This is a genomic window from Streptomyces sp. SAS_272 (assembly GCF_052543235.1).
Window position 1 is genome coordinate 32,689 of the sequence record NZ_JBMNDR010000042.1, and the last position, 12,802, is coordinate 45,490.

Here is a 12,802-nt window from a genome sequence, read left to right on the forward strand (position 1 = left end):
AAGTCTCTCGTCACATTCCTCGTCGGGGAGGGGTGGGCGAACCCGCTCCCTGGCCGCCGGCCGCCACCTGCCGCAGATACGGGTTGGCGGCGCGCTCCTGGCCGATGGTCGTCTGGGGGCCGTGGCCGGACAGCACCACGGTCGAGTCGTCGAGCGGCAGGCACACACGGGCCAGCGAGTCGAGCATCTCGGCCATGTCGCCGCCGGGCAGGTCGGTGCGTCCGATGGAGCCGGCGAACAGCAGGTCCCCGGAGAAGAACACCGACGGGACGTCGGCCGTCTCCGGCATCCGGAAGGTCACCGACCCCCTGGTATGGCCCGGCGCGTGCGCGACGGAGAACTGCAGCCCGGCCAGGTCCAGCCCGGCGCCGTCGGTGAGCTCGCGGACGTCGTCCGGCTCCCCCACGGTGAGCTCGCCCATCAGCGGCATCCCGATGGACCGGCCCAGCGCCTTCTCGGGGTCGCTCATCATGTAGCGGTCCTCGGGGTGGATCCAGGCCGGCACGTCGTGCGCGCCGCACACCGGGACCACCGAGGCCACATGGTCGATGTGACCGTGGGTGAGGACGACGGCCACGGGCTTCAGCCGATGCTTTCTGATCGCTTCCTCGACGCCGGGGGCCGCCTGGTGGCCCGGGTCGATGATCACGCACTCCTCGCCTGCAGCCGGGGCGACGAGATAACAGTTCGTCCCCCAGGCTCCGGCGGGGAACCCGGCAATGAGCACGATCGTCCTTCGTTTGTGTCGATACGCGTGGGCATCTGGGCCGCTGCGCCAGTGGTCAGAGCCTACCGGCGCTGCCGTTTCCTCAGCGAACCCATATACGGTACGGGACACACGCAGGCGGTCGGCTCACAAGACGCACGCGTCCCAGTCGACGTACGAGACGCATGAGGAGAGAACCCGGTGGTCACCCAGGAACAGCGGAAGCGTCAGCTCGCCCGGGAGAAGTTCTTGCGGCAGCAGCAGCGGCGCACGAGCGCCCGACGCAAGGCCCGTATGCGCAACTCGGTGATCGCGTCGGTGCTCGGCGTGATCGTCATCGGCAGCCTGGCGCTGTACACGACCGGTGTCCTGAAGGACGACGGCAAGGACAAGGCGAACGCGAGTTCGGACACGACGCCGTCCGCGGCGCCCAGCGCCAGTGCCGCCAAGGACCCGTGCGAGAAGCCCGCCGCCGGTGCGGTCAAGACGCAGACCTGGAAGAAGGAGCCGGCGGTCACGATCGACTCGTCGGCCAAGTACACGATGACGCTCGCGACGACCTGCGGCGACATCGGCATAGCGCTCAAGGCGAAGGCCGCGCCGCACACGGTGAACTCGTTCGGCTTCCTCGCCGACAAGGGCTACTTCGACCACACCAAGTGCCACCGCCTCACCACCAACGGGATCTACGTGCTGCAGTGCGGCGACCCGACGGGCAGCGGCAGCGGCGGTCCCGGCTACACGATTCCCGACGAGAACCTGAAGGACGCCTCCCTCAAGGCGAACGTCTACCCGGCGGGCACGGTCGCGATGGCCAACACCGGGCAGGCGCACACCGGCGGCAGCCAGTTCTTCCTCGTCTACCAGGACAGTCAGCTGCCGCCCAGCTACACACCGTTCGGCACGGTGTCGCCCGAAGGCATGAAGGTTCTGCAGAAGATCGCCGCCGCGGGCGAGAACACCGGCGCGGGCGACGGCGCCCCGAACGCGACGGTTGTGATCAACAAGGCGACGGTCACGAAGTCCTGACGACGAAGCGGTGACCAGGGCGGTCAACTGCCCAATTTCGGTCGTGCGGGATGCGGACAGGCGGCCTGCCGGTCGCCTATGTTGGCCGTGACGAAACTGTGGACGATGCCCAGGGGCCCTGAGGCCCCTCGGAGGCATCATGTGGAGGAGGCGCTGTGAGCAGCGACCCGTGGGGCCGCGTCGACGAGACGGGGACCGTGTACGTGCGTACCGCCGACGGCGAGCAGGTGGTCGGTTCGTGGCAGGCAGGCTCCCCAGAGGAGGCGCTGGCCTACTTCGAGCGCAAGTACGAGGGCCTGGTTGTCGAGATCGGCCTCCTCGAGAAGCGAGTGCAGACCACCGACCTCTCGGCGAAGGACGCTCAGGTCGCGATCGACCACATCCGCGAGCAGGTGGACGCGCACCACGCCGTCGGTGATCTGCAGGCGCTGCGGGAGCGGCTGGACAAGCTGGTGGCGACCGTCGAGTCGCGGCGCGAGGAGCGCAGGCAGCAGCGGGCGAAGCAGTCGGACCAGGCCCGTCACGCCAAGGAGGACCTGGTCACCGAGGCGGAGCAGCTCGCGCAGTCCGACCAGTGGCGGGCCGCCGGTGAGCGGCTGCGCGCGCTGGTGGACACGTGGAAGGGGCTGCCCCGGCTCGACCGCAAGTCGGACGACGAACTGTGGCACCGGTTCTCGCACGCGCGCTCGGCGTTCTCCAAGCGCCGCAAGGCGCACTTCGCGCAGCTCGACGCACAGCGTGAGGAGGCCCGCCGGATCAAGGAGCGGCTGGTCTCCGAGGCCGAGGGCCTGTCCGGTTCGACGGACTGGGGTCCGACCGCCGCGCGCTACCGCGAGCTGATGGCGGACTGGAAGGCCGCCGGCCGTGCCCAGCGCGAGCACGAGGACGACCTGTGGAACCGCTTCCGCGGCGCCCAGGACGTCTTCTTCGCCGCCCGCAGCTCGGTCTTCGCCGAGCGGGACGCGGAGCAGACGGAGAACCTGAAGCTCAAGGAGGAGCTGGCCGAGGAGGCCGAGAAGCTGCTCCCGATCGGCGACCTGAAGGCGGCGCGGGCCGCGTTCCGTTCGATCAACGAGCGCTGGGAGGCCATCGGCCACGTTCCGCGGGACGCCCGGCCGAAGGTCGAGGGCCGGATGCACGCCGTGGAGCGGGCGATCCAGGAGTCCGAGGAGGCGGAGTGGCGCCGGACGAACCCGGAGGCACGCGCGCGTGCCGCGGGTCTCACCGGTCAGCTCCAGGGCGCCGTGGACAAGCTGAAGGCGCAGATCGAGCAGGCCCGCGCCCAGGGCAACTCGGCGAAGGCCGACAAGCTGGAGCGGGAGCTGGAGGGCCGTCAGGCGCTGCTGGACCAGGCTCTGAAGGGTCTGCACGAGTTCGGCGGCTGAGGCGGCGGGGCCCGACGTTCTCCGAGGGCCGGCCGCAGACAGCGAAGCGGGCCCCGTACCTGGTGTACGGGGCCCGCTTCCGCGTTCTCGCCGCCGTTCTACGGCCGGCGCGCCGACGTCACCCGGTACACGTCGTAGACGCCCTCGACGCCGCGTACGGCCTTCAGGACGTGCCCGAGATGCTTGGGGTCGCCCATCTCGAAGGTGAAGCGGGAGGTGGCCACCCGGTCGCGGGAGGTCTGGACGGCCGCGGACAGGATGTTGACGTGCTGGTCGGACAGGACGCGCGTGACGTCCGAGAGGAGCCGGGAGCGGTCGAGCGCCTCGACCTGGATGGCGACCAGGAAGACCGAGGACTGCGTGGGCGCCCACTCGACCTCGAGGATCCGTTCGGGCTCCCGTGACAGTGACTCCACGTTGACGCAGTCGCTGCGGTGAACCGATACGCCGCTGCCCCGCGTGACGAAGCCGATGATGGGGTCGCCGGGCACGGGCGTGCAGCAGCGGGCCAGTTTGACCCACACGTCGTCGACGCCCTTGACGACGACACCGGGGTCCTGGTTGCTGCGCCGCTTGCGGCTGCGGCTCCGGGACGGCGGAACCGTCTCGTCGATCTCCTCGGAGGCGGCCTCCTCGCCGCCGAGCGCCTGGACCAGCTTCTGCACGATGTTCTGCGCGGAGACATGGCCCTCGCCGATCGCCGCGTACAGCGCGGAGATGTCCGAGTACCGCATCTCGTGCGCGAGCGTCACCAGCGAGTCACCGGTCAGGATGCGCTGGATCGGCAGGTTCTGCTTGCGCATGGCGCGGACGATGGCGTCCTTGCCCTGCTCGATCGCCTCGTCGCGGCGCTCCTTGGAGAACCAGGCGCGGATCTTGTTGCGGGCGCGCGGCGACTTGACGAAGTTCAGCCAGTCCCGGGACGGCCCCGCCCCGGCGGCCTTGGAGGTGAAGACCTCCACCAGGTCGCCGTTGTCCAGGGTCGACTCCAGCGGCACGAGACGCCCGTTGACCCGGGCTCCTATCGTGCGGTGGCCCACCTCGGTGTGCACCGCGTACGAGAAGTCCACGGGCGTCGCACCGGCCGGCAGCGCTATCACGTCGCCCTTCGGCGTGAAGACGAAGACCTCGTTGCGCGACAGGTCGAAGCGCAGGGACTCCAGGAACTCGCCGGGGTCCTCGGTCTCCTTCTGCCAGTCGAGGAGCTGGCGCAGCCAGGCCATGTCGTTGAGGTGGTCGTCCTTGCCGGTGGTCCTCGGCTGGTCCGAGCGCACCTTCGAGGCGCCGGCGACGGCCTCCTGCTTGTACTTCCAGTGCGCGGCGATGCCGTACTCGGCGCGGCGGTGCATGTCGAACGTACGGATCTGGAGTTCGACCGGCTTGCCGTTCGGGCCGATGACCGTCGTGTGCAGCGACTGGTACATGTTGAACTTGGGCATCGCGATGTAGTCCTTGAACCGGCCGGGGACCGGATTCCATCGCGCGTGCACGGTGCCGAGCGCCGCGTAGCAGTCGCGGACGGTGTCCACGAGGACGCGGATGCCCACCAGGTCGTAGATCTCCGCGAAGTCGCGGCCGCGGACGATCATCTTCTGGTAGACGCTGTAGTAGTGCTTCGGGCGGCCGGTGACGGTCGCCTTGATGCGGGCGGCCCGCAGATCGGCCTGCACCTCGTCGGTCACTATGGCCAGATACTCGTCGCGCTTGGGGGCACGCTCGGCGACCAGGCGGACGATCTCGTCGTACATCTTGGGGTAGAGGATCGCGAAGGCGAGGTCCTCCAGTTCCCACTTGATGGTGTTCATGCCCAGGCGGTGGGCGAGGGGCGCGTAGATCTCGAGGGTCTCGCGCGCCTTCTTCTCCTGCTTCTCCCGCTTCAGGTAGCGCATGGTCCGCATGTTGTGCAGGCGGTCCGCGAGCTTGATGACCAGCACCCGCGGGTCCTTGGCCATGGCGACGACCATCTTGCGCACGGTCTCGGCCTGCGCGGCCTCGCCGAACTTCACCTTGTCCAGCTTGGTGACGCCGTCGACGAGCAGGGCCACCTGGTCCCCGAAGTCGCGCCGCAGGTCCTCCAGGCCGTACTCGGTGTCCTCGACGGTGTCGTGCAGGAGACCCGCCATGAGGGTGGCCGGGTCCATGCCCAGCTCGGCCAGGATCGTGGTCACCGCGAGGGGGTGGGTGATGTACGGGTCGCCGCTCTTGCGCTTCTGGCCGCGGTGCCAGCGCTCGGCGACCTGGTAGGACTTCTCGATCTGGCGCAGGGTGGCCGTCTCGATCTTCGGGTCGTTGCTGCGCACTATCCGCAGCAGCGGTTCCAGGACCGGGTTGTACGGGTTCTGGCGCTGGACGCCGAGCCGGGCGAGACGGGCGCGGACGCGGTTGGAGGAGCCGGAGCGGGCGGCCTGCTGAGGGGCGGCGGTCTGACGGCCGGCGGGCGCCGCCGTCGCGCTTTCGGGCGGAGCCGGCTTGGGACGGGCCTGCTCGGCCGGCCCGCCGGCGGGCGCGGAACGGTCGTGCTCGGCCGGGCCGCGGCTGTCGTCCGGCGCCTGCGACGCGGGGGTGGCCGCGGGCTCCGAGGCGGACTCGGGCTTGGCGGCTGTCAGGTGCTGGGCCTCGTCTGGCAAGAGGGCTCCTCGTGCGCGATCCGGGTCCCCGGTCAGGCTCCGGAGCACCCATCGTAGCGATCCTGCGCTCCAGGATCGCCTCCAGGCCGATGTGAGGGCCGTGTACCGGTGAAACGCGAGGGGCGGGCACCGGATTCCTCCGGGCCCGCCCGTTCGCGTACGGCGGTGCGCAGACCGCGTTCAGATGGTGAGCAGCGCCTCCACGGGCGCCCCGCGCAGGGCCGCCTCCAGACGGGGACGCCCGTCGAGGAAGCCCAGCTCCATCAGGACCGCGACCCCGGCCACCTCGGCTCCGGCACGGTGGATCAGCTGGATCGACGCCTCGGCGGTACCGCCGGTGGCGAGGACGTCGTCGACGATCAGCACACGGTCGCCTGCGGTCAGGTCCTCCGCGTGCACCTCGATCTCGGCCGAGCCGTACTCCAGGTCGTAGGCCTGGCTGAGGGTCGCTCCGGGGAGCTTGCCCGCCTTGCGCACGGGGATGAAACCGAGGCCGGCGCGGACGGCGACCGGGGCGCCCAGGATGAATCCCCGGGCTTCCAGGCCGACGACCTTGGTGGCGCCGGTGCGCTCGGCGATCTGCGCGAACGCGTCGGTGAGCGCGGTGAACGCCGCCGGATCCGCCAGGAGCGGGGTGATGTCCTTGAACATCACGCCCGGCTCCGGGTAGTCGGCCACGTCCCGGATGCGGCTGAGGAGCAGCTCCTCGATGCCGGTCACCGTCGCTTCCCCGACGGGCGGCCACGGCCCCGGCCGCGGGACGCGGGCTGGTTGCGCGGGCCGACGACCGCCGGCGTCGCGTCCTCCTCGTCGTAACCGTCCGCGGTGCCCGGCACGTCGCGCTCGTCCTCGGCCGGGGACTGGGCCCGCTTGGCGAGGACGCGCTTCTTCAGCGCCTTGTACTGCGGCTCGAGTTCCTTGAGGTCGGCGACGAGCGGCGTGGCGATGAAGATCGAGGAGTAGGCGCCCGCCGCGAGACCCACGAACAGCGACAGCGAGATGTCGTTGAGCGTGCCCGCGCCGAGGAAACCGCCGCCGATGAACAGCAGGCCCGCCACCGGCAGCAGTGCGACGACCGTGGTGTTGATGGAGCGGACCAGGGTGCCGTTGATCGAGCGGTTGGCGACCTCGCTGTAGGTGAAGCGGGTCTGCTTGGTGAGGTCCTTGGTCTGCTCCTTGAGGGAGTCGAAGACGACGACCGTGTCGTACAGCGAGTAACCGAGAATGGTCAGCAGACCGATCACCGTGCCGGGCGTGACCTCGAAGCCGACGAGGGCGTAGATGCCGACGGTGATGGTGATGTCGTGGATCAGGGCGACGAGGGCGGCGATGGCCATCCGCCACTCGAAGGCGATCGCCAGATAGATCACCACCAGCACCATGAAGATCGCCAGACCCTGCCAGGCCTTCGCGGCGATCTGGTCGCCCCAGCTGGGGCCGACGAGGTCGGCGTTGATGGTCTCGGGGTTGACCTTGAAGTCCTGGGCGAGGTCAGCCTTGATCTTGTCGGACTGCGCGATGTCCATGCCGGCGATCTGAATGCGCACCGAACCGTCGCCGAGTTTCTGCACGACGGCGTCGTGACCCGAGGCCGCCTTCGCGGCGTCCTCGGCCTGGGAGACGGAGATGCTGCCGTTCTTCTCCGTGGTGAAGACGGCTCCGCCCTGGAAGTCGATGCCCATGTTCAGGCCGCGCACCGCCAGGCCGAGGATGGCCGTGATGGTGATCAGGATCGAGACGCCGTACCAGAGCTTGCGGTGCCCGATGAAGTCGTAGCTGATCTCGCCACGGTGCAGCCGGGCGCCGAGGTTACCGAGTTTGGACATCGCTCAGGCCTCCTTCGTCTCGACGGGACCGGCGACAGGACCGCCGGGACGGCGGGTGCGGCGCAGCGGCGGCTGGGCACCCAGGCTCTTCGGGTCGAGGCCGGACCACTTGTGGCCGTCCGCGAAGAACTTCCGCCGAGCGATGAGCGTCATCAGCGGCTTGGTGAAGAAGAAGACCACGACCACGTCGAGGACGGTGGTCAGGCCCAGCGTGAACGCGAAGCCCTGGACCTTGCCGACCGTGACGACGAACAGCACGGCGGCGGCGAGGAACGACACGAAGTCGGAGACCAGGATGGTGCGCCGGGCCCGAGGCCAGGCCCGTTCCACGGCGGGTCGCAGGGTGCGGCCCTCGCGGATCTCGTCCCGGACCCGTTCGAAGTACACGATGAACGAGTCCGCTGTGATGCCGATGGCGACGATGGCTCCGCAGACGGCCGGCAGGTTCAGCGCGAAGCCGATGGCCGGGCCGAGCAGGGCCATGAGCACGTAGGTGAGGGCCGCCGAGACCAGCAGCGAGGCGAGCGCGACGAGCGCCAGCCCGCGGTAGTAAGCCACCAGGTAGAGGACGACCAGGGCGAGGCCGATGGCGCCCGCGAGCAGACCGGCGTGCAGCTGGTCGCCGCCGAGGGCCGCCGTCACGGTGGTCGAGCTCTGCTCCCCGAAGGTGAGCGGGAGCGCGCCGTAGGACAGCATGTTGGCGAGGCCCTGGGCCTCCTCCTGCTTGAAGCTGCCGGAGATCTGCGCCTGGCCGCCGGTGATCGCGCTCTGCACGAACGGGCTGGAGACGACCTCGCCGTCGAGCACGATGCCGAACTCGTTCTGCGGCTGCTGGTTCTGCGCGAGCTTGCCCGTGATGTCGGCGAACTTCTTGCCGCCCGACTTGGTGAAGGTCATGTTGACCTGCCAGCCGGCGGCGCCCTGCGTGTCGAAGACGGCCGCGGCCTTCTTGACGTCGGTGCCGTCGACCGCGGCCGGGCCGAGCAGGTACTTGTACCAGACCTTGTCGATCTCACCGCAGGCGACCGTCGTGTCCCCGGGCTTGACGCCCGTGCTGACCGCGGCGCGGGCCTCCTTGTCCGTGCAGTCCAGGGCCGCGTACTTGGCCTGGAGTGCGGTGACCTCGGGGGAGGCGGTGCCGCCACCGGATGCCGACGGGCTGGGGGACGCCTTCGCCTTGGCGCCGGCCGCGGCCGACGGGGTGGCGTCGGCCTTGAGCGCGTCGGTGACGGCGCGGCCCTGCGAGGTGGCGGAGGCCGAGGGGGACGAGGAGGAGGTCGCCTTCTCACCCTTGGCGGAAGCGCTCGCCGAGGGGCTGGGAGACGCGCTCGACGAGCCGCTCGGGGACGCGCTCGGCGACGGAGCGGCGGAGCCGGTGGCCTCCTGGGCCAGGACCGGACGGAAGTACAGCTTGGCGGTGGTGCCGACCTGCTTGCGCGCTTCCGCGGAGTTGGTGCCCTTGGGGATGTTCACGATGATGTTGCGGTCGCCCTGGGTCTGCACCTCCGCCTCGGAGACGCCCAGCCCGTTGACACGGCGGTTCATGATGTCGACCGCGGTGTCCATGTTGGCCTTGTTGATCGCGGATCCCTGCTCGGCCTTCGCCTCCAGCGTGATGCTGGTACCGCCGGCGAGGTCGATGCCGAGACGCGGAGTGGTGTGACCGGAGGCGAACATGCCTCCGGTGAGCCCCACGATGGCGATCAGGATCAGGGCCAGCGTGCGCCCTGGCTTGCTCTGGGCACTCGCACTCCGGCCCTTCTTGGGTGCTGCCACCTTCTCGTACTCCCTCTCGGGCCGCCTTGCGCCGGGTCAGCGCGGCGGCGGCCATGACATGGTGTGGGATCCCCTGGCGAGATGCGCGCGCCCCGGCGCCGAAGGGTGTGCACCCTGAGCGCCGGGGTCGTGGCTACTTCTTCTCGTCGGAGTCGCCCTCGGTCTTCTTCGGCTCCTCGCCGGCGTCGGCCTGCTCGGCCTCGGCGGCCTTCTCCCGGACCTCGTCGGTCTCGTCCTTCTTGCCGAGGTCGACAACCTTGTCGTCGGAGGCGGCAGCTTCGTCGACGGAGTCGTCGGTCTCGGCGAGGGAGGAGGCGTCGTCCGGGACGACGTCGGAGTCGGACTTCAGGTCGTGCTCGATGCCGTGCACGATGCGGTTGTACTCGTCGTCGGTCAGGACGGCGCCGATCGCGTTCTTCGCGAAGAGGAGTTCCACGCCCGGTCCCGCATCGAGGAGAAGCGTGTCGTCGTTGACCTCCTTGACCGTCGCGTACATGCCCCCGATGGTGCGGACACCACTTCCGGGCTGCAGTTCGTTACGCATGGCGGCCGCTTGCTGCTGCTTCTTCTTGGCCGACCGGGTCATCAGGAACATGGCCCCGATGAGCACGATGAACGGGAGGAGGGTCAAAGGACTCACGGGTCGGAAACTTCCTTCAAACGACCGCGGCGGTTGAGCGGCCTCATGGATGGGGGTTGTGTGCTGCCGACTGGGGCGGCATCGGCGGAGTCTAAGCGAGTCCGCGCGCATGGAACAACGCTCAGCATGGCACCTGGGTTCCTGACCCGGCCAATGTCCTCGCCGAAGCCCCCGGCGTCACGTCCCGAACAGGTCCTGTTGCCCGCTTCCCTGACCGGGGGCCCGGGGCGGGGTGAGGCCGAGGTGCGTCCAGGCGGCCGGGGTCGCCACCCGGCCGCGCGGTGTGCGGGCGAGCAGTCCCTCCCGGACGAGGAAGGGTTCGGCCACCTCCTCCACGGTCTCACGCTCCTCCCCCACGGCGACCGCGAGCGTGGACAGACCGACCGGGCCGCCGCCGAACAGTTTCAGCAGGGCTTCCAGGACCCCCCGGTCCAGGCGGTCCAGCCCGCGCTCGTCCACCTCGTAGACCTTCAGCGCCGCCGCGGCGATCTCACGGGTGACGCTCCCGTCGGCCTTGACCTGCGCGTAGTCGCGGACGCGGCGCAGCAGACGGTTGGCGATACGGGGCGTGCCGCGGGAGCGGCCGGCGATCTCGGCCGCCCCCTCCGCGTCGATCTCGACGTCGAGGAGGTCGGCCGAGCGGTGGATGACGCGTCGCAGCTCGGCGGGCTCGTAGAACTCCATGTGCGCGGTGAATCCGAACCGGTCGCGCAGCGGGGGCGGCAGCAGCCCCGCGCGCGTGGTGGCGCCGACGAGGGTGAAGGGGGGCAGTTCGAGGGGGATGGCGGTGGCGCCGGGGCCCTTGCCGACGATGACGTCGACGCGGAAGTCCTCCATCGCCATGTACAGCATCTCCTCGGCGGGCCGGGACATGCGGTGGATCTCGTCGAGGAAGAGGACCTCGCCCTCCTGGAGCGAGGAGAGGATCGCGGCGAGGTCGCCGGCGTGCTGGATGGCGGGGCCGGAGGTGATGCGGATCGGGGCGCCCATCTCCGCAGCGATGATCATCGAGAGGGTGGTCTTGCCGAGGCCGGGGGCTCCGGAGAGCAGCACGTGGTCGGCGGTCGCGCCGCGTGCGCGGGCGGCGCGCAGGACGAGGTCGAGCTGCTCGCGCACCTTCTCCTGGCCGATGAACTCACCGAGGTCCTTGGGACGCAGGGCGGCCTCGACGGCCTGGTCCTCCCGGTCGGCGACCGAGCCCACCAGCCGCTCCTCGGCAGTGGTCTCCTCGGTCGTGTCGTCCCAGTTCACTGACGTTCTCCTAGCGGGCGCGGTTCAGGGTCTGCAGGGCGGCCTTCAGCAGCCGGCCCACCTGGGGCGCGCCGTCGGCGGCCTCGGCCTGCGGGGTCACGGCGGCGACGGCCTCGTCGGCCTCGCGGGTGGCGTAGCCGAGGCCGATCAGGGCGGCGTGCAGCTGGTCGCGCCAGCCGCTGGTGACCGGTGCGCCGACCGCGGGGGCGCCGATCGGCTCGCCGAGCCGGTCCTTGAGCTCCAGCAGCAGTTTCTGCGCGCCCCTCTTGCCGATGCCGGGGACGGCGATCAGCGCCTTCTCGTCCCCGGTGGCCACCGCGCGGCGCAGGGCGTCCGGGGCGTGGACCGCCAGCATGGCCTGGGCGAGCCGGGGGCCGACGCCGCTCGCGGTCTGCAGCAGCTCGAAGACCTGGCGCTCGTCGTCGTCCACGAAGCCGTAGAGGGTCAGTGAGTCCTCCCGCACGACGAGGGAGGTGGCGAGCTTGGCCGGCTTTCCGAGCCGGAGCGTGGACAGCGTGTTCGGCGAGCACTGGACGGCCATGCCCACGCCGCCCACCTCGACGACGGCTGCGTCCGGGGCGAGTGCGGCGACGGTGCCGCTGACGAAGGCGATCATGCCGTACGGCCTTTCGATGTGATCGTTGCGGTCGTGGGGTGCGTGGACGGCTTGGCGGTGTGCCGGGCGACCGCCTGCTGGAGCCGGTTCTGCGCGGGGGCGCGCCAGATGTGGCAGATGGCGAGGGCGAGGGCGTCGGCGGCGTCGGCCGGCTTCGGGGGTGCGTCGAGTCGCAGCAGACGGGTGACCATCGCACCGACCTGGGCCTTGTCCGCGCGGCCGCTGCCGGTGACGGCGGCCTTGACCTCGCTGGGGGTGTGCAGGGCGACGGGGATGCCGCGGCGGGCGGCGCACAGCATGGCGACGGCGCTGGCCTGGGCGGTGCCCATGACCGTGCGCACGTTGTGCTGGCTGAACACCCGTTCCACGGCGACGCATTCGGGCCGGTGTTCGTCCAGCCACGCTTCGATGCCCTGCTCGACGGCGACGAGGCGCTGCCCCAACTCGGCGTCGGCGGGCGTCCGTACGACTCCGACGCCGAGCATGGTGAGGGGCCGGCCCGCGACCCCCTCGACGACGCCGACACCGCACCGTGTCAGTCCGGGGTCCACCCCGAGTACACGCACGTCCGCCCTCCCTTCGCTCTCCCGGCCCGGCCGGGTCGCCCCCGGTTCGTGCAGGCTATCGGGTGCCACCGACAACGGCCGCCGGCACACGCCCCGGCATACGCCCCCGCAACGCGACGGGCCGACGGGGGTGTCCCGTCGGCCCGTTCGAAGACGCAGTCGAGCGCCGGCTCAGGCGTCGACCTTCTCCATGACCTCGTCGCTGACGTCGAAGTTGGCGAAGACGTTCTGCACGTCGTCGCTGTCCTCGAGCGCGTCGATCAGCTTGAAGATCTTCCGTGCGCCGTCCTCGTCGAGCTCGACCTGCATGGTCGGGACGAAGTTGGCCTCGGCGGAGTCGTAGTCGATGCCGGCCTCCTGGAGCGGGGGGGGGGGGGGAG

General features: G+C 70.4%; 12 protein-coding genes. 2 read left to right on the plus strand and 10 right to left on the minus strand.

Annotated features, from left to right (window positions below; translation table 11 throughout):
• Window positions 1-10: 10 nt before the first annotated feature.
• Window positions 11-727, minus strand: a complete 717-nt coding sequence (locus tag ACN6LD_RS23255) for an MBL fold metallo-hydrolase (protein ID WP_319186798.1) — start codon at window positions 725-727, stop codon at window positions 11-13.
• A 180-nt stretch (window positions 728-907) separates the two neighbouring features.
• Here ACN6LD_RS23255 and ACN6LD_RS23260 point away from each other — a divergent pair, with 180 nt between their 5' ends.
• Window positions 908-1,735 carry a peptidylprolyl isomerase gene (locus tag ACN6LD_RS23260; protein ID WP_319186797.1) on the plus strand — a complete coding sequence of 276 codons (828 nt, stop codon included), beginning with the start codon at window positions 908-910 and terminating at the stop codon, window positions 1,733-1,735.
• A gap of 155 nt (window positions 1,736-1,890) precedes the next feature.
• A complete protein-coding gene (locus tag ACN6LD_RS23265; protein WP_319186796.1) occupies window positions 1,891-3,120 on the plus strand; it encodes a DUF349 domain-containing protein in 1,230 nt (409 codons plus the stop codon).
• 98 nt (window positions 3,121-3,218) lie between these two features.
• On the opposite strand, the gene ACN6LD_RS23270 is transcribed toward ACN6LD_RS23265, so the two are convergent.
• From ACN6LD_RS23270 to ACN6LD_RS23310, 9 genes are all read right to left on the minus strand, one after another.
• Window positions 3,219-5,747 (minus strand): RelA/SpoT family protein, encoded by a 2,529-nt coding sequence (locus ACN6LD_RS23270; protein WP_445044162.1) that lies wholly within the window; start codon window positions 5,745-5,747, stop codon window positions 3,219-3,221.
• Window positions 5,748-5,927: 180 nt separating this feature from the next.
• Window positions 5,928-6,467 (minus strand): adenine phosphoribosyltransferase, encoded by a 540-nt coding sequence (locus ACN6LD_RS23275; protein ID WP_445044163.1) that lies wholly within the window; start codon window positions 6,465-6,467, stop codon window positions 5,928-5,930.
• Complete coding sequence (gene secF / locus ACN6LD_RS23280; RefSeq protein WP_319186793.1) at window positions 6,464-7,573, minus strand: protein translocase subunit SecF; 1,110 nt, start codon at window positions 7,571-7,573, stop codon at window positions 6,464-6,466. Before secF ends, ACN6LD_RS23275 begins: the two co-directional genes overlap by 4 nt.
• Before the next feature lie 3 nt (window positions 7,574-7,576).
• On the minus strand, window positions 7,577-9,349 hold the full coding sequence (gene secD / locus ACN6LD_RS23285; protein ID WP_319186792.1) for a protein translocase subunit SecD: 1,773 nt from the start codon (window positions 9,347-9,349) through the stop codon (window positions 7,577-7,579).
• 133 nt (window positions 9,350-9,482) lie between these two features.
• A complete protein-coding gene (gene yajC / locus ACN6LD_RS23290) occupies window positions 9,483-9,989 on the minus strand; it encodes a preprotein translocase subunit YajC (RefSeq protein WP_319186791.1) in 507 nt (168 codons plus the stop codon).
• Window positions 9,990-10,166: 177 nt separating this feature from the next.
• Window positions 10,167-11,240 carry a Holliday junction branch migration DNA helicase RuvB gene (gene ruvB / locus ACN6LD_RS23295; RefSeq protein ID WP_057580361.1) on the minus strand — a complete coding sequence of 358 codons (1,074 nt, stop codon included), beginning with the start codon at window positions 11,238-11,240 and terminating at the stop codon, window positions 10,167-10,169.
• Window positions 11,241-11,250: 10 nt separating this feature from the next.
• Complete coding sequence (gene ruvA / locus ACN6LD_RS23300) at window positions 11,251-11,856, minus strand: Holliday junction branch migration protein RuvA (RefSeq protein WP_319186790.1); 606 nt, start codon at window positions 11,854-11,856, stop codon at window positions 11,251-11,253.
• Window positions 11,853-12,422 carry a crossover junction endodeoxyribonuclease RuvC gene (gene ruvC / locus ACN6LD_RS23305; protein ID WP_445044164.1) on the minus strand — a complete coding sequence of 190 codons (570 nt, stop codon included), beginning with the start codon at window positions 12,420-12,422 and terminating at the stop codon, window positions 11,853-11,855. Before ruvC ends, ruvA begins: the two co-directional genes overlap by 4 nt.
• A 171-nt stretch (window positions 12,423-12,593) precedes the next feature.
• Window positions 12,594-12,802: YebC/PmpR family DNA-binding transcriptional regulator (locus ACN6LD_RS23310; protein ID WP_445044165.1), on the minus strand; the 209-nt coding region annotated here is incomplete at its 5' end.